This is a genomic window from Phycisphaerae bacterium, from assembly GCA_018003015.1.
Classification (GTDB): domain Bacteria; phylum Planctomycetota; class Phycisphaerae; order UBA1845; family PWPN01; genus JAGNEZ01.
The window spans coordinates 20,448-36,860 of record JAGNEZ010000060.1 but is presented as its reverse complement, the minus strand read 5'-3'; the positions used below and the strand labels follow the sequence as shown (position 1 = coordinate 36,860).

The 16,413-nt window shown below is 64.3% G+C and carries 15 protein-coding genes; 4 read left to right on the top strand and 11 right to left on the bottom strand.

Annotation, left to right across the window (positions count from 1 at the left end; genetic code table 11):
* Positions 1 to 249 precede the first annotated feature (249 nt).
* Entirely contained in the window at positions 250 to 1,401 is a 1,152-nt protein-coding gene (locus KA354_20155) for an acetyl-CoA carboxylase carboxyltransferase subunit alpha (GenBank protein MBP7936963.1), read from the top strand.
* 65 nt (positions 1,402 to 1,466) lie between these two features.
* Here KA354_20155 and KA354_20150 read toward each other — a convergent pair whose 3' ends face one another.
* From KA354_20150 to KA354_20135, 4 genes are all read right to left on the bottom strand, one after another.
* Entirely contained in the window at positions 1,467 to 1,889 is a 423-nt protein-coding gene (locus KA354_20150; GenBank protein MBP7936962.1) for a hypothetical protein, read from the bottom strand.
* A gap of 53 nt (positions 1,890 to 1,942) precedes the next feature.
* Complete coding sequence (locus KA354_20145; GenBank protein MBP7936961.1) at positions 1,943 to 2,293, bottom strand: hypothetical protein; 351 nt, start codon at positions 2,291 to 2,293, stop codon at positions 1,943 to 1,945.
* A 67-nt stretch (positions 2,294 to 2,360) separates the two neighbouring features.
* Positions 2,361 to 3,833, bottom strand: a complete 1,473-nt coding sequence (locus tag KA354_20140; GenBank protein ID MBP7936960.1) for a thioredoxin domain-containing protein — start codon at positions 3,831 to 3,833, stop codon at positions 2,361 to 2,363.
* Between the two features lie 115 nt (positions 3,834 to 3,948).
* Positions 3,949 to 5,544, bottom strand: coding sequence for a thioredoxin domain-containing protein (locus tag KA354_20135; protein ID MBP7936959.1), 1,596 nt, complete (start codon positions 5,542 to 5,544; stop codon positions 3,949 to 3,951).
* Positions 5,545 to 5,637: 93 nt separating this feature from the next.
* Between KA354_20135 and purQ the strand changes: the two genes are divergently transcribed.
* The 3 genes from purQ (at position 5,638) to KA354_20120 (ending at position 9,067) form a co-directional block, all read left to right on the top strand.
* Entirely contained in the window at positions 5,638 to 6,429 is a 792-nt protein-coding gene (gene purQ / locus KA354_20130) for a phosphoribosylformylglycinamidine synthase I (protein MBP7936958.1), read from the top strand.
* Between the two features lie 143 nt (positions 6,430 to 6,572).
* Entirely contained in the window at positions 6,573 to 8,285 is a 1,713-nt protein-coding gene (locus tag KA354_20125) for a M3 family oligoendopeptidase (GenBank protein ID MBP7936957.1), read from the top strand.
* A gap of 50 nt (positions 8,286 to 8,335) precedes the next feature.
* Complete coding sequence (locus KA354_20120) at positions 8,336 to 9,067, top strand: PIG-L family deacetylase (GenBank protein ID MBP7936956.1); 732 nt, start codon at positions 8,336 to 8,338, stop codon at positions 9,065 to 9,067.
* Here the strand turns inward: KA354_20120 and KA354_20115 are convergent.
* From KA354_20115 to KA354_20085, 7 genes are all read right to left on the bottom strand, one after another.
* Entirely contained in the window at positions 9,028 to 9,834 is an 807-nt protein-coding gene (locus tag KA354_20115; GenBank protein MBP7936955.1) for a hypothetical protein, read from the bottom strand. The genes KA354_20120 and KA354_20115 overlap by 40 nt on opposite strands.
* The gene (locus KA354_20110; protein ID MBP7936954.1) at positions 9,831 to 11,066 is read right to left on the bottom strand and encodes a hypothetical protein; all 1,236 of its coding nucleotides are present in this window, start codon (positions 11,064 to 11,066) and stop codon (positions 9,831 to 9,833) included. Before KA354_20110 ends, KA354_20115 begins: the two co-directional genes overlap by 4 nt.
* Positions 11,067 to 11,124: 58 nt before the next feature.
* Positions 11,125 to 11,436, bottom strand: a complete 312-nt coding sequence (locus KA354_20105) for a DUF4870 domain-containing protein (GenBank protein MBP7936953.1) — start codon at positions 11,434 to 11,436, stop codon at positions 11,125 to 11,127.
* A gap of 169 nt (positions 11,437 to 11,605) precedes the next feature.
* On the bottom strand, positions 11,606 to 12,262 hold the full coding sequence (locus KA354_20100) for a hypothetical protein (GenBank protein MBP7936952.1): 657 nt from the start codon (positions 12,260 to 12,262) through the stop codon (positions 11,606 to 11,608).
* Positions 12,259 to 13,203: a sugar phosphate isomerase/epimerase gene (locus KA354_20095; protein ID MBP7936951.1), complete on the bottom strand. Its 945-nt coding sequence runs from the start codon at positions 13,201 to 13,203 to the stop codon at positions 12,259 to 12,261. The genes KA354_20100 and KA354_20095 overlap by 4 nt, the downstream gene beginning before the upstream one ends.
* A 197-nt stretch (positions 13,204 to 13,400) precedes the next feature.
* Positions 13,401 to 14,657: a hypothetical protein gene (locus tag KA354_20090; GenBank protein ID MBP7936950.1), complete on the bottom strand. Its 1,257-nt coding sequence runs from the start codon at positions 14,655 to 14,657 to the stop codon at positions 13,401 to 13,403.
* A gap of 155 nt (positions 14,658 to 14,812) precedes the next feature.
* A complete protein-coding gene (locus KA354_20085) occupies positions 14,813 to 16,390 on the bottom strand; it encodes a flotillin family protein (protein MBP7936949.1) in 1,578 nt (525 codons plus the stop codon).
* Between the last annotated feature and the right edge of the window lie 23 nt (positions 16,391 to 16,413).

The following is a 16,413-nucleotide window of genomic DNA, read 5'->3' as shown; positions in this document are numbered from 1 at the left end:
GCGATGCGATCTAAGGTATTGGCATTGCTTATCTTGTGCACTTGTGGCTGTGCCCTCTGGTCCCCCGTACTGTAGCCGCTGGATCGTTGGGACGTCAAGTTCAACTTGCCTGGCGGGGATAACTTGCTACCCTAGTATCCTCAGACTGCCTCTGGCGCGGCAGCGGGGTGTTATTGGGACTCAAGGGGATTCGAGCCGAAGATGAGCAACCCATCAGATGGACGACTTGCGAAGGCAGAGCCCCGCAGCGTGGCCGGCCTCCTCGATTTCGAGAAGCCGCTGGCCCGGATCGAACGGGAGATCGCGGAGCTGGAAAGTACCCAGGTCACGACCGGCCGGGACCTCTCCGGGGAGATTCGTGAACTGCGTACCACGCTGGAAAGCCTGACCAAGCGAACCTACGCCAAGCTCAATGCCTGGGAGACTGTCCAGGTTGCCCGGCACCCCAAGCGTCCGGTACTTCGTGACTACATCGATGCGTGCTTCAAGGACTTCTGCGAGCTGCACGGCGATCGCTGCTTCGGCGACGACAAGGCCATAGTGACCGGTTTCGGGCGCATCGGCGGACACAAGGTTCTGCTGGTTGGCCACGACAAGGGACGGGAAACCAAGGAGAAGATCGAGCGGCATTTCGGCTGCCCTCACCCGGAAGGTTACCGCAAGGCCCTCCTCAAGATGCGTCTGGCCGAGAAGTTCAGACTTCCGGTCGTCTGCCTCATCGATACCCAGGGAGCCTATCCCGGCGACAAGGCGGAAGAGCGAGGGATTGCTCAGGCCATCGCGGTCAACCTCATGGAGATGTCGCGGCTGAAGACACCGATCGTCTGCGTCGTCATCGGCGAGGGTGGCAGCGGCGGTGCCTTGGGCATCGGGGTCGGCGATCGATTGGGCATGTTCGAACACGCTTACTACTCGGTCATCACCCCGGAAGGCTGCGCCGCGATTCTCTGGCGAAGCGCGGATCACGCCCCACAGGCCGCCCGGGCGTTGAAGCTGACCAGTGGCGAGCTCAAGAGACTGAATCTCATCGACGACGTTTTGCCTGAGCCGCTCGGCGGCGGGCATCGCAACCCCCAGCCGATGTTCGCCACGCTGGAGCGATACATCACCGACACGCTCAAGGATCTGAAGCGGATCCGAACCGATTCACTCCTCGCCCGGCGATACGACCGTCTGCGGCACTGGGGTAGCTTCTTCGAGAGCGGTTCCGGCAAGAAGGTCGGAGCCCGACGCAAACCGAAGGTGATCGCCACACCCAAGGCGAAAGGCACCGCCGGCAACGGGAACGGCCGGAAGGAAAACGGAGACGGCAACCCGGGCGGCAATGGTCGAGGAGCGACCGGCCGCAGCTCCAGCCGAAAACCGCGCGACGAAGCAGCCGTGCCAGCCGACAAACCGTGACCCCTTTGACAGACTGGTCCGTGCCCCGTGAGCCGAACGATGAAGCGGCGACTGCCTCTACGGGCTCATGAGGCCGTGGCCCGCCCGGTCGCCGTGACCGTGACGGACCCTCGGGCAGTGCCGGCCGCATCGGGGTGTTTGCGGGCGCGCACCAGGGCAACCACGTTCGTCCCGATGGCCCACAGCCAGGCGAAGACGAACGCCCCGCAGACCAGGAGGATCTCGAAGACCGGCCCGGTATCAGGATAGGGATGGGTGGTCAGCGCAGAGGCCGGAACGTCGGCGTACCCGATCGCCGCTGCCACGATCACAAACGGGATGACTGCCAATACGCGGACGAGGATCCCCGGTCCGACGACGGCGAGCAGAATGCAGCCCAGCGTCGGCAGGAGGCCGACGGGGATGTGAAGCTGGGCTTGCGCCAGGTAGCAGGGAATTCCCGCGACCGGGCCGCCCAGGATCATGGCCAGCGCGACCCATTGTACCAAGCGCGTTCGCCCGCGGATGCTCATCTCAGGTGCCCTCTTGCTTTGCTCATCGGCTACCCAGGAGGTGCCCCCGTCGCCGGCCTGCAGAGTGCCACGCCAATGTCATCCTGCAAGCCGCCGGATCGTAGCCGAACCGAGTCCACCAGCGCCCGGACCGCGTCCTGGAGATTGGGCCACAGGGCCAGCCGGCAGATCGTCGTCGGTATAGCGTACTTCAGAAGGCCGTCTGTCGCCACCAGCAAGTTGGCGTTTTCGTGATGGGCCTCATACGCCACGGCCAGACCACCATCGCCCAGCAGAGGTCTGGGGCATTGGCGTTCAGTGAGGGTGCCGTACCCAATATCTCGTATCAACCAGTCCTCGCCGTCTCCGAGGTTCGCCCCCGCCACGGTTCGGACCCTCATGGCCGCAACTACCGCAGCCGTCGGCCCCACCATCGCATCCGACAACCGGCGGAGAGATGGCCGGAGGTCACGGACTCGCCGCCGATTCGGACCGAGGCAAGGCCGGCCGGGAGGAGGGCATTGAGATGGGAGTTGTGTCCGGCCGAGTTGTCGGAACCGCACGACCAACGCTCTCCAGGCTCTTGCCCTGGTCTTCGAGTCCGAACATGTACCGCCAGAAGTACTCGTCGCCGTAACGGTCGAACTTGCGGCCGTCCAGATACACCGCAGGCGTTGACCTGGTGCCCAGTTCGGTGGCCTTCTTCACATCCTCCTTGACGCGGTTCCAGGTCGAGGTCGAGCCCGTCGCCTTCTTCCAGAAGGCCTCGGGGTCGATGCCCAGTGTCAGGGCGTGGTCCTTCACGAACTTCTGGGCGCCGGCGCGGAAGGCCTTCTGGTCGGCGAAGAGGGCATCATGGGTCTTCCAGAACGCCTCGGGACCGCCGAGCAGCCGAGCGGCTTCGGCCGTCACCGCAGCCGGGCACGCACCGGGGTGGAGGGTCTGGGAGATGTCGGGGTTGCACAACTTGTCCATCGGGAAGTGGCGAAAGGCGACGCGGAACCTGCCCGGATACTCCTGCATCTTCTTGTCGAGGATATCCGCGAGCGTCTTGCACCAGGGGCACTGGAAGTCCGAATAGACGATGATGGTGTGCGGGGCGTTCGTGTCCCCGCGAATGGGATCATCGGCGGTCAGCGGCAGATCCACCACCTCCTGGGCCATGAACTTGTCATAGACACCCTTGAGCAGAGCCTCCTGCGCCTCCCATTGCTTCCTTTCCACAGCAAAGCCCGCCTCTTGATCCTCGCTCGCCTTGCGCGACGAGGCCAGGAGGTTCTCATACTCCTGCCATCGCTTCTGGTACTCGCGGGCATAGCTGGATTGGAGCCGGCGGCCGTATTCGCTCCATCCGACGAAAGACGTCATCACGGCCAGGAGGACCGCCGCAGAGACCAGTCTCCGGGAAGGATGGGCTGGAACGGCCGCGTCCGTTTCCGCTCGGGCGGGCGTGGACCCGGCGGAGAGGATCGCCTGCGAAGCCGCTTGACGAGGTCGCAGCAGAAAGGTGACGATGAAAAGCAGCAGCGTGGTCACGTGGGTGGCCGCACAGAAGGGACAGAAGCCCTTGATCACCCCGTACATGATGATCGCCAGGCCGATCACGCCCAGCGTCCCCGCGCCGGTCGCCAGCAGGGGCAGCCCATGGAGCCAGCGACGGGAACCAGTCGGGCGGCCGATGACCAGGTACCACGCCGACATCGCGGAGAAGAAGAAGAAGCCCCACATGGCGACCGGAAGCCCAAACAGCCTGCTCCATTTGCTGCTCAATACCTCGTCGCAACTGGCGTAGTCGGCTTCGCACAGTCGACCCAGAACGGGATCACCCCCGATCAGGATGACCACGTGGTGCTGAAGCAGGATGGCGCTCACCGTCAGGCCGAAGAGAGACAGCAGCACGGCCAAGAGAATGCCCACTCGGGCCAACGCTGAGTTCCGCATGAGTCGTGTCCTCTCGACAACATGGCGATATATAAAGCGGCCGCGTCATCTCGGCGGCAGAGGCTCCTGATCGGCCGCACGCCGACCCGTGGTCGCCGAGGAGCTTCCCGCGAGCCTAGCGAGTCTGTCCGGTCTCCGGCGGGCGGAGCGGGCCAACGCCCTGGGTCGGGGCTTCCGGAGGGCGCAACGGGCCGATGCCGGGACCGGGGCTCGGGTTCGCCGCCGGCCGTGGCGGGACTCTGCCCGAACCCAGGATCATCTTCCACATCTGCTTGTGGTGCGTACTGCGCACCTTCTTGCCGTCGACGTAGATCGCCGGCGTGGAATCCACCTTGGCGACCGCGGGGTCGGTCTCCTTGCCCCCCGTGGCCTTCTGGGGATCCTCGATGATCTTCATGCCGAGGGTCTCGCCTTCGCGCACATCGGCCGCTATCCGATCGGCCGCTTCCTTGCTGGTCATCGCCTCGCGGAAGGCATCCGCGTTCAGGCCAAGCTCCTGTCCTTTCTGGACATACCACTTCTCGTCGGCATCCTTGAGTGCTTCCCGAGAGGCAAAAAGCAGGTCGTGCATCCTCCAGAACGCGTCGTCGCCGCCGACCAGCCTGGCCGCCTCCGCCGCCCGCGCGGCGATGCACGCCTTGGGATGCCGGTCCACTGCCGTGTACTTGTTGCACCCGGGGCTGATCGGCCAGTGTTTGAAGACCACCCTGAGGCCGCCGTAGTCTTTGTTCGCGGTGGGCACGATCCATTCGTTCAGCTGAGTCTCAAACAGAGCGCAGGCCGGGCACTGGAAATCGCCGAAAATGACCATGGTATGGGGAGCGTTCGCCGGGCCTCGAATGGGCACGCCTTCGAGCTCGAAGGTCACACGGGGCATGATCAACCACGAGGTGAACGTGTGTTGCCAGTAGTTGTCGTACTCCTTGAACCGGGACTCCCAGTACTTGGCCCAGGTCTCACCGGCCTTGACCCGCTGATTGGCCGACAGCGTCAGGACAAACAGGTGCTGGACGAAGACGATCAGGAAGGCCACGACCGCCACGGTCAGCACCGCGGTCCAGCGGGGCCGAGCATCCTCCAGCGACCAGGCGCCGGGGGCCCCTCTCATCATCGCGTAGGGGACCGCCTGGGCTGCCTGGGGCGGGCCGCCGGCAGCCTTGCCCGACTCATCAAACAGGGAAGAACCCGCCGCCCCCAGGGCGGGTATGACCGGAACGCTCCTTGCCGCCGCTCGCCGCGGCCACAGCAGCAGCATGAAGAGGAACACCAGCAGGCTGGCCACATGGGTGGTCGCGCAGAGCGGGCACCACTTGGGCAAGGTGAGAAACATGACGACATCGAAGAACACGGCGAACCCAAGCCCTACGGTGGCCACGAGGGTCCCGATGAAGTGGAGCCCCCACCGCCGGGCGGTCACCGGACCGATGAACACGAACCAGCAGAGCATGAAAGCGAAGAAGACGACCCCCGCCTGGGCGGTCGGCATGCCCAGGTGCACCTTCCCGATATTGAGGTGCAGCTCGGACCACCGGCTCTTGATCACTTCGTCGCAGCTCGACGTCTCAAAGGCGGTGCAGACCCTGTCGACCCACGTCTTGGTTCCCGACGCCGGGAGATGCTTGAGGGTGAGCTGGTGGCTGACGATCCCTCCAGCGAGACAGACAAGGATCGCGAGGATCTGAACGATCTTGCGGGCCGTATACGATCTCAACGGATTCTCCTCACTTGGAACCCCCTGGGCGCCGCGTGACGGCGAGACTCCCTCGTTGCATCCAACGCCATTGTACCCTAGACTCTTGTCCGCATGAGCAAGCCGAAGGTCATGATCCTCCGTACCGCGGGCACCAACTGCGACGAAGAGACCGCTCACGCCTGGCAACTGGCCGGAGCCGAGACGGAACGCGTCCATATCCGCGAGCTCGCCGGTCACCCGGATCGGCTCAAGGACTACGCGATTCTAACCATCCCGGGTGGCTTCAGCTACGGCGACGACATCTCCGCGGGCAAGATTCTGGCCAACCAGATGGTTCACCACCTGGCCGACGCCCTTCAGAGTTTCCTGGCCGCCGGCAAGCTGATTCTGGGCATCTGCAACGGATTCCAGGTCCTGGTCAAGGCCGGGCTGCTGCCCGGAGCAGTGCCCGGGCAATCGGCCACGTCAGGTAACGGCCAGACGGTTACACTCACGCAGAACGACTCGGCTCGATTCGAGGCTCGGTGGATTCACTTGCGATGCTGGCGGCAATGCGCGTTCCTGCCCGACGGAGCGATCCTGGCCATGCCCATCGCCCACGGCGAGGGCAAGCTGGTGGCTGCGGACGATAGCGTCCTCGCCCAACTCAAGAACTGCGGGCACATTGCCCTGACCTACTGCGACGCCGAGGGCCAGTCCGGCCCTTACCCGGTCAACCCCAACGGCAGCCAGGCGGACATTGCCGGCCTGATCGACGCCACCGGCCGAATCCTCGGCCTTATGCCCCACCCCGAGCGCCACGTGTGTCCAACTCAGCACCCGGAGTGGACGCGACGACCGAAGGCCGCGGCGGACGGGCGCGTGGTCTTTGAAACCGCGGTCCGGACGGCGAAATCGCTTTGACGGCAACTGAGAATTGAGGGTGGAGAATTGAGCAAGGGAAGACGGTCGGGATAGCGTGTGCAACCATGTGGCCGCGGCAGCCACACGGGGCCAGCTCTTCTCCAATCTCAATTCTCCATTCTCGACTTCGCCAAGGAGCCCCAATGGACGCAATGGACGTTCAGTATTCACGGCAGTACGTGCAGGCGGCCGCGGACATGGGCGACTGGGCCCAGATCGAGCCGCTCTTCGATGAACTCGACCGCCGGCCGCTGGAGACGGCTGAGCAGTTCCAGCAGTGGCTCCTCGACCAGAGCGACCTGGAGGCCTGCATCCAGGAGGAGGGAACCCGACGTCGCGTGGCCATGACCTGCCAGACCGACGACCCGGCCAAGGAGAAGGCTCATCTCCATTTCCTCGAGCAGATCGAGCCGAAATGCAAACCCCGCTGGCAGAAGCTCCAGGAGCGATATGTCGCCTCGCCGATCCGGGCCAGGCTGCCCATGCCGCGGTACTTCGTGTACGATCGCAGCACGACCGCGGCCGTGAAGCTGTTCCGCGAGAAAAACGTCCCCCTCCAAACCGAGGACGACAAGCTCGACCAGCAGTACAAGAAGCTCTGCGCCGCCATGACCGTTCAATACGACGGCAAGGAACAGACCCTGCAGCAGATGGGCAGGTACCAGAGAGATCCCGATCGCGCCGTCCGCGAGAAGACCTGGGTCCTGGTGGCCGAGCGCCGACTGCAGGACCGCGACAAGATCGATGCCATCTTCGATCAGTTGGTCCGTATCCGCCAGCAGATCGCCAAGAACGCGGATTATGACAACTTCCGCGACTACCAGTTCCAGGCCTATCAGCGATTCGACTACGGCCCCAAGGACTGCATGGCCTTCCACGACGCGATTGCGAAGATCGTCGTCCCGGCCAGGCGGGCCCTTCAGGAACAGCGACGTAAGAGCCTGGGCGTGGATCGGCTCCGGCCCTGGGACGTGCTCGTCGATCCCAGGAACCGGCCGGCGCTCAAGCCGTTTCAGGCGATTCCCGAGTTCTGCGAGAAGACCGCGAGGGTGTTTCACCGCCTCGACCCGGAGCTGGGCAGACAGTTCGACGCGATGATCAAGGCCAAGTGGCTGGACCTGGATAGCCGCAAAGGAAAGGCACCGGGCGGCTATCAATCGACCTTTGACGAGCACCGCCACCCGTTCATCTTCATGAACGCGGTTGGCCTGCACAGCGATGTCATGACGCTCCTGCACGAGGGCGGGCATGCTTTCCACGCCATCGCCTGCCGAAGCGAGCCGCTCATGGCATATCGGCACTACGGCATGGAGATGGCCGAGGTCTCCTCCATGGGCATGGAGATGCTGGCCTTCGATTACCTGGACGAGTTCTACAAGGGTGACGATCTGATCCGGGCCAAGCGTGAGCAGTTCGAGGACACGCTCATGATTTTCCCCTGGATCGCGACCATCGACGCGTTCCAGCATTGGATCTACCTGCACCCCAACCATACGCGGGAGGAGCGAACCAGGGCCTGGCTCGAGCTTCAGGATCGTTTCGGCGGCATCGAGGATTGGAGCGGGTACGAGACCGCGAAGGGGGCCTTGTGGCACCGGCAGCTGCACCTGTTCAGCGTCCCGTTCTACTACATCGAGTACGGCATCGCCCAGGTCGGAGCCCTGCAGCTCTGGCAGAACGCCAAGAAGGACCCCAGGAAGGCCCTGGCCCAGTACAAGGCGGCCCAGGCTCTGGGCGGAAGCCGGCCGTTGCCGGAACTGTGGCAGGCGGCCGGCCTGAAGTTCGATTTCGGCGAGGCCACGCTCCGGCCGCTGATTGAGGCCGTCCAGGCGGAACTGGCCCGACTGCCCGAATGAGCCTGCGTCCGGCCCGGGCCGGACGCCAGGGTTCTGTGGAGGACGCAACCATGCCCGGCAAGAAGCTGCATCTCCTGGCGATCGGAGCCCATATCGGCGACGCGGAAATCACTGCCGGGCTGTTGGTCAGCAGGTACGCCGCAGCGGGCCACCGGGCGACGGTTCTGCACATGACCGCCGGCGAGAAAGGCAACCCGCGGATGGACCACCTCGAGTACCGCCGCCAGCGAATTCGCGAGGCTGAGGCCGCGGCCAGGAAGTTTGGCGCCGCCGAGTGCATCGTCCTCGACCATCCGGACGGCGAGCTGCAGAGCAATGAGAAGACCATCTACGAAATGTGCGATCTCATCCGCCGCCTCAAGCCGGACATCGTGCTCACTCACTGGCGGGGTTCGTACCATCGCGATCACCGGGCGGCCTACAACATCACCATGGAAGGCGGGTTCCTGGCCGCTCTGCCCGGCATCAAGCGAACCGAACCGGCCCACTTGATCCGCGGTCTGTACTACCTCGAGAACTGGGAGGACCTGGAGGACTACCACCCGGACCTGTGGCTGGATGTCACCGACGTGTTCGAGACCTGGGTGGCCGGGTGCCGCGAGCACCAACTGCTGCGCGGCGAGGTGTCGTTCAATTACCTGCACTACTACACCGGGCTGGCCGCTCAGCACGGGGCCGAGGTCGGTGTCAAGTACGCCGTCACGGTCAGTCTGCCGCCGATTTCGCGAAAACGCAAAGTGGCTTACCTGCCGGTCGAAACCGAGCCGGTGCTGATCTTCTGACGGACGATCTCCTTCAGCCGGGCGTGCATGACGAAATACTGCTGGCCCTCGCCTGCACACGGCTCCCGACGGCCGGCCGGATCCGCCTTGAGGCTGCTCACCGCTTCGATCATCAGCTCGACGTTGACCGCCATCGACCTGGCTCGCAGCGTGTCCAGCGTATCGCCGGGCGCGACCTCCATCGCGCGGCGCAGCACGATCGCACCGGTGTCGACACGATGAGCCACGAAGTGAATCGTGACCCCGATGGTCTGCCCGAGCAGCACGCTCCATTCCAGCGCGTTCATGCCCCGAAAGCGAGGCAGCAAGGCCATGTGGGCATTGAGAATCCCGATCGTTGGGGCCTCGATCATGGGCGAGCGATACAGCTCAGCCACGGCACTGAGCAGCACGTCCACCCGGTTCCGCCGCACCGCTTCAACGGCCACCGGGGCATTCACGCTCGACGCGTGCAGATACTCGATGCCCATCACCTGGCAGCTTCGCGAGAGCGGGCGGTCCCAGTCCTGAAAGCCGCGGCTGGCGGACAGTGCCTGAAGGCATCGCCTGACACTGGCAGGACCCGCTTCGGCAAGATCCGCCTCTTCGAGCAGGCGACGAAAGAAGGCTCGCCAGCCGTGCTGTCCGACATACGCCATGGCCCGGGCAAACCGGGAACGATGGGTGGAGATCACCAGACAGGGCGTGTCGCCCGATGCCGCCAGCGCCGCAAGCAAGGTGGCGGCATAGAGATTGTCGTCGGCCGGCGAGACGAGGCCCAGCTTCACGGCCGCCCTCCGATCTGCGCCAGGGTCTCCTCCTGGGCCATGATCGCGTCGGCGAAGAACTTGGCTGCCCAGTTGGGATACCCGAACCGCTCGTAGCCGCCCCAGATCGGGCAGGAGCCGGCGATCGCTCCCCGGATGCCGGGGTTGCCCGATCGCAGCTTCTGCGTGGCCTTCACCTGGTCCATCAGTTTGAGGGCTGCGTTCGTGAACCGAGGATCGCCAGTCATCGCGTACAGCTTGTGCCACAGGATGGACAACTGGCAGTCTCCAGTGAGACAACTGTACTTCGCAGCCGGTCGCCAGTGTTCATCGAACTGGCCGGGCAGATCGGCCGGTGGGCCGTACGGATCACGCTTGGACAGCTCGTAGTTCATGAGCAGCGTTTCGGCGGCGCGCCGTACGACACCCCGCACGCGTCCCCGATCGGCATCCCCGAGGTAAGCCGAAGACTCAAGCAGCCCTCGGAGCGTATAGACGATGGTGTGCGTATATGGATTCTGCCCAGGCAGGAAAGCCATGTGCTCGATCCAGCCGTTGGGCTGGACCTTCGACAGAACCCACTCGATGCACTTCTCGGCTGACCGCCGGTATTCAACGTTTCCGGAGGCCTTGGCCAGCTCGAACAGCGGCCACGCCACCCGCGACTGATAGGCGTGCGGAACGCCGGCGTGGTCGGATGTGCTCCATTTGCCGTCGACGTCCTGGACAGCGCACAGCCAGTCCCCCGCCCGCACGGCGGCATCCAGGTACTTCTGCTCGCTCGTGTTCAGGAACAGCTCGACCCAGCCGAGAGTAACCTGGCCGGTATTGAACACGATGGGGAAATCGTTCAGTCCGATCTGGCCGCGCACTCCTCCGCCGGGCAGTTGTACCTGGATCTCCCAGTCACCCATGCGCATCGCTCGATCGGTCCACTGTTCGTCGTCCGCGAACTCCGCGTAGCGCATCGCGGTACCGATGATATAACCGGTGGTTTCCGGGTACGGCGGGAGCCATCCGGAGGCGAAGTAGTAGCCGGCCGAGACGCCCCATCCGCCGGCTGCATCGTGGGCTCGGGCAAGCCACGCCATGGCCGCCTGAAGGTGGATGCGGTCTTCCACCCGGCCACTTCTCAAGCCGAGGAGATCGCGGATGACCACCAACCCATGTGAGAGACGACTCGCCGCGCACAGCAGGGCACGCGGCGCGGACACGCGACCGCCGGAAGGCGAGGCGTCGGTCCGTTCTGTCACCCCCCCGGCACATGCTTGTCCTTCGGCCATCCTGGTTGCAGCGGCTACCCGCACCTCGTCACTGGAGAAAGCGAATCGTCAGCGGATAGCGGTATCTCTCCCCGTTGTTGGCTTTGATCCCCGCGATGATAGTCATCACCAGCCAGAACAAGCCGAGCAGGGGCAGCAGGATGAAGCCGATCACGATGAAGCACAACGGCACACAGACAAGCGCGTAGATGAGGAGACTCATCTGGAAGTTGAGCGACTCCTTGCCCTGGTCGTCGACAAACGGACACTGCTCTTTCTTGACAAGCCAGATGATCAGCGGACCGATGATGTTGCCCAGGGGAATGGCAAGGCCCACCAGTGCGATCAGGTGACAGAGCATCGCGAATGTTCGCTCCGAGGGATCTGTCGTCTGTGAAGCGTAGGGCATGTGGGACGGTGGTGGTGGCGGCGGCGGCGGCTGACCGGGTATCTGGGACATGGCGTCGACTCCGATTAGATGGCCTCGTGCACTTCAAGGCGGACCACGGCAGGGCCAGTCTGATGACAGGTCACGGCCGTGTCAAGACGGCCGTCGCCCAGGTGCTGGGGTCGATGTGCCAGTTCAGATCGTCGCCGACGGTCAGGTACTGCTGGCCGAGGTCGCAATCCTCAAGCATGGTGCAGATTCCGATCCGGCGATGCTCCTCGGGGTCGAAGCCGGAGAGGGCCGCTGCGGGAATGTGGGCCTCCATGGTGTAGGTGTCTTTTTCCCGCCGGCCGGCGATGCGGATCAGGCCCGGTGGCACCGGCGGTGCGTCTTCGGTCGCCCGGTTGATCCGAGCCGCACCCGCCACCGGCTCGTCTCCATTCTTTCCGCCCCCTGCAGGCATGAAAAAGAACTGCTGGCAGTAGCGTGATGCCCGGCGATTGTCCCGAACGTCGCGCATGTCGGTCATGAGCCGCAGGTTGTCTCCCTTCCAGAATGTCTTCGGGTCACAGCGGAAGGCGCTTCGCCGCCCCTCTACGCGGCAGGCCAGGAACAGGCCAGCCTCGCTCCACGCCAGCCAGATCCGCCCAAAGGGGGTGCCGCCGTCGAGGCGATCGAGCACGGGCAGCAAGTGCTTGTCCGACCAGTCGCACAAGTCCCCGTCGATCTCCGGAGACTGGCGGTATCGCAGGGCGATCTCAAACCGAAAGAGCAGCCGGTTGGGTACGAGACCGGTCATCCGAACTTGGCCGCGAGGCCGTCCACGAACTTCTTGCACGACTCCGTCGCCACCCAGGCGTCCGGCCAGAAGCACAGGTCGATCGTCCACCAGTCGTCCGGGCACCCGGCGGCCACGATGGCAGGCATGAGATCGTCGAAGTCCAGTCCGCCCTTGCCGAACGGCGGGTGTGTGCTGGTGTGGTTGTCGTGCAGGGTGCCGTCCGAGTCGATCAGGTGAACGCGGCCGATCTTGCCCTTGAGTTTCTGAGCCAGTTCCTTGGCCCCACCGGGCAGCGTCTCGCGCTTGCCCGGCTGCCGCGAGCCATGCTTGGCGATCATGTTCGCGTGGCAGGTGTCGTACATGGTCATGAAGTTGCCGTGGCCGACCCCATCGATGACTCGGAAGATGTCGCTGGGCTTGTTGAACGCGAAGCCCGGCTCGAACTCCCACACCACCCTCACCCCGACGTCAGCGGCTTCCTTGGCGCACTGCCGCCAGGTCGTGGTGACTCGCTTCAAGGCGTCATCGTAGTCGACCACCGTCGCCTTGACCGGCTCGTCGCCGACCCGGCCCAGGACGCCCGGGTCCTCGGTGGTGTCGACTCGAATCACGTTGATGCCCAGGTCCACACAGAATTGCAGGTTCTTCCGGAATGTATTGAGGTACGAACCGTTGTCTCGGGCGGTGATCAGCTTCTCGCCCCAGAGATCGGCCGCCAGACCGCTGCAGCCCATACCCCGCGACTCCCATACCTGGCGAGCCGCCAGCCGGTCATCCTTGGTCTTCTGCAGATCGGGGTTGGGATGGATGCCAAACCCCCCGAGTTCCATGCCGTCAAAACCGAGCTTGTGGAGCTTGTCGACGACCTCGACAAATGGAATCGGGTTGTCCGCGTAGGGCCCGATGGCATACGCCCACGTACCGATCGAGATGCGTTTGGACACTGTCTGGTCCTCCATGCCCCACCACTTCCCCCCTTGCCCAAGGGAGGTGATGGGCGGTCAAGTCTTGAATCGTGCCGTTCCCAACAAGCCCCCCACCTCAAGCTGGCCTCACCGGTCTGCGGGCCTCAGGCCTTGCCGTCCGCCATACCCTCCCCCAACCTCTTCAAGAGGCATAACAGAACTCTGCCGGGCCCGCACTTCTCTGCCGCCATCTACGCCTTCCGGTGATCACCCACATTGGGCATGTTCGCGTGCACGTCGGGGCCAAAGTAGCGCAGGCCCACGAGCGGTTCGCTACCGGGGTTCTCGATCTCGATACCCGCGGTCGCGGCCTCGTAGGTGATGAACAGCTCGTCCTCGGTCTCCTCGCCAAACCGGATCATGGCCGGCGTCTGAACGTTCAGCCGGCCAAGCCGCCCGCGGCCCTGGACGGTGATCCAGCCGCTCGCTCCGGGGTCCTTGAGCATGCACTTGACGCCCGGCTCGACGGTCAGCTCCTTGGCACTGAACAGCTGCCTGCCCTCGAACCGGCCGTAGACGATCCATCGGTCGACGTACCCCTGGCCGCTGGCCGCTCGGTCCACGATTGGCTCGACGTAGTTGTGCTCGACAAAGTGGGTGTCAACGTTCTTCTCCCAGTCCAGCTGGCCGATGATGTAGTCGAGATCCTGGTGCTTGTCCTTGGGCACGTCCTTGACCAGCAGCGACCAGGGCACCTCGCGGCCCTCGACCAGCGACTGGTACATGCCGAACACGTCCGATCCCCACTGCGGCTCGTAGGTGCACAGCGAACCCGGAGCATGCAGAACGCCCGGCGGGATCAGCCAGCCGGTGCCGCGTTTCAGCCGGTACGCACGAGCGAGGTCCAGAATCCCATTGTCGCCTTTGTTCCAGTCCTGCAGGCACTTGCGGAGCTGATCCTTGGTCGTACCCGGCTCCAGTCCCATGAAAGTGTAGGCGAAATGGTTGTCGACGTTGTTGAGTTGCGGGGGGAAGTAGTAGCCCTCGGGCTTGCCCTCCTGGCCGGTCCGGGCCGCGTCTTCCTGCCTCTGATGCATGTGGTGCGGGATTGGCCCCATATTGTCGAAGAACTTGGAGTAGACCGGCCAGCGTTTGTACTTGTCGAACATGGGCTTGCCGATCAAGCGGGCCCCGGCCTCGGCCACCGCATCACGGAGCAGGAAACGCTTACCCTCGAAAGCGACGTAGCTGAGGCCTTCGTCGGGATTGCGATTCTCGTTCATCGCTTCGGTGGTACTGGCAAACCACCGCTCGTCGATGCCGCCGCGGTTCGTGCCCAGGGCGTACCAGTCCTCGGGAGCAAGTTTGATTCGCTTGCCCGGGTGCAGGAAGCTGCGCGGCACCCAGTTTGGTGTGAGACGCAACACGCCACCCCCGGCATCCAAAGCGGACACCAGTGTTCCAGCGATGTTCTTGCCGATGATCGCACTCTGTTTAGGCTTGGACATGACCGCTCCCTGCAATGAAGTCCGGGGCCCCAGCGGCGCGTTGCCCGTGCTCCTGCAACCGGGCTGGTCCCTCGCCGGGCCGCCGTGTTCCCGAACGGCAGTTCCATCGCGGCCACTGTACCCCAACCAGTTTCGCCCTGCAATCCTCGCGATGATCACTTGTGCGGCTCGGCCGGCGACGCGCCTTGGCCGTGACCGTCGGCGACCTGGCCGAGCACGTCGGGCAGCTTGACCCCCGCCTGACGGGCCAGATCATGAATCGGTGGCAAGGAACCAATGAGGCTCTTGAGGAATCCGGCCGTTGAACTGCCTCCGGCCGCGCTCTCCGAGCCGCTGTCCCAGACCGTGATCTTGTCGATGCGAAGGTTTTGAATGGCCTTGACCTGCTCGGCCACCAGTTCGGGCAGCTTCTCGACCAGGAGCAGGGTCGGGGCGAGTTCCGGCTTCTGGCCGCAGATCTTGAGGAGTTGCTGGTAACCCTGGGCCTTGGCTTCGAGCACGCGCTGCACGCCCTGAGCCTCGGCCGTATACCGAGCCAGGATGGCATCCGCCGCGCCCTTGGCGACCCGCCGCTGCCGTTCCGCTTCGGCCTCGGCCTCGATCTCGACCTTGCGCTTGTCGATTTCCTTTTGAGCGACCTCGGCCTTCTCCAGGCGGGCGACCTCCTGCTCCTTCTCGGCCAGCAGGACGTCTGCGGTGGCCTTGGCCGACGCCGTCCCGCCCCGCCGTCGCGCTTCAGCCTGCCGTTCCTGCAGCGTGGCCTCGTAAGCGGCGATCTGGGCCTTGCTCTCGTTCTCGCCCTTCACGGCCTCGGCCTCGAGGGCGGCCACGCGAACACGCTGCTCGGCCTCAGCCTGCTTCTGGCCCTGGGTGGCCTTGGCCCGCTGTTCGGCCTGGGCAATTTCCTTTTCTCGCAAGGCGGCGGCCTCGCCGGCCACCCCCTCGGCCTCGAACTTGGCCACCGCAATGCGGCGGTCGCGCTCGGCCTGCTTCTGTCCGGACTGCGACGCGGCAGATTGCTCGGCCACGCTGACTTCGCGCTCCCGGCTGGCCGTCGCCTCGCCGATCGCACCCATTCGCTCCTGCTGGGCAACCTCGACTTTGGCCTGCTGGATGGCTTCGGCCGCCGCTTTCTTGCCGATCGCCTCGATGTAGCCCGACTCGTCGGTGATGTCGCGTATGTTCACGTTGATCACCTCGAGCCCGACCTTGTTGAGCTCGAAGTTCACGTTCTTGTTCACCAAGTCCAGGAACTTCTCGCGGTCCTGGTTGATCTCCTCGATGGACAGCGTGGCGATGACCAGCCGCAACTGGCCGAGGATAATGTCGCGAGCCTTGGTGTTGATGTCCTGTTCCGGCAGGCCCAGCAGGCGCTCCGCGGCGTTGTTCATGATATCCGGCTGGGTCGCAATGCCGATGGTGAACGTCGAGGGAACATTGACCCGGATGTTCCGCTTGGACAGGGCGCCCCCCAGCTCGATGTCAATCGTCAGCGGCTCCAGCGACAAGTAGGCATAGTCCTGGAAAAGCGGCACCACGAAGATGCCGCCGCCGTGGATGCACTTGGCCGCCCGCGCCCCGGCGACCCGGCCGTAGACCACCAGGATGCGGTTCGAAGGGCAGCGACGGTACTGCTTCACCAGGAATACGAAGAAGAAGAACAGGATCAGGCACGGCACCATGACGAATGCCGCCGTGCTGAGCCACTCCACACCCGCCAGTTGAGCCAACATGTCCGGCATCATGAACACATCCT

Excerpts from the sequence above, each read along its gene's own strand:
- KA354_20125 (MBP7936957.1), top strand. The coding sequence starts at position 6,573 with ATGGACGCAATGGACGTTCAGTATTCACGGCAGTACGTGCAGGCGGCC.
- KA354_20145 (MBP7936961.1), bottom strand. The coding sequence starts at position 2,293 with ATGAGGGTCCGAACCGTGGCGGGGGCGAACCTCGGAGACGGCGAGGAC.
- KA354_20090 (MBP7936950.1), bottom strand. The coding sequence starts at position 14,657 with ATGTCCAAGCCTAAACAGAGTGCGATCATCGGCAAGAACATCGCTGGA.
- KA354_20105 (MBP7936953.1), bottom strand. The coding sequence starts at position 11,436 with ATGCTCTGTCACCTGATCGCACTGGTGGGCCTTGCCATTCCCCTGGGC.
- KA354_20120 (MBP7936956.1), top strand. The coding sequence starts at position 8,336 with ATGCCCGGCAAGAAGCTGCATCTCCTGGCGATCGGAGCCCATATCGGC.
- KA354_20100 (MBP7936952.1), bottom strand. The coding sequence starts at position 12,262 with ATGACCGGTCTCGTACCCAACCGGCTGCTCTTTCGGTTTGAGATCGCC.
- KA354_20140 (MBP7936960.1), bottom strand. The coding sequence starts at position 3,833 with ATGCGGAACTCAGCGTTGGCCCGAGTGGGCATTCTCTTGGCCGTGCTG.
- KA354_20095 (MBP7936951.1), bottom strand. The coding sequence starts at position 13,203 with ATGGAGGACCAGACAGTGTCCAAACGCATCTCGATCGGTACGTGGGCG.
- KA354_20085 (MBP7936949.1), bottom strand. The coding sequence starts at position 16,390 with ATGTTGGCTCAACTGGCGGGTGTGGAGTGGCTCAGCACGGCGGCATTC.
- purQ (MBP7936958.1), top strand. The coding sequence starts at position 5,638 with ATGAGCAAGCCGAAGGTCATGATCCTCCGTACCGCGGGCACCAACTGC.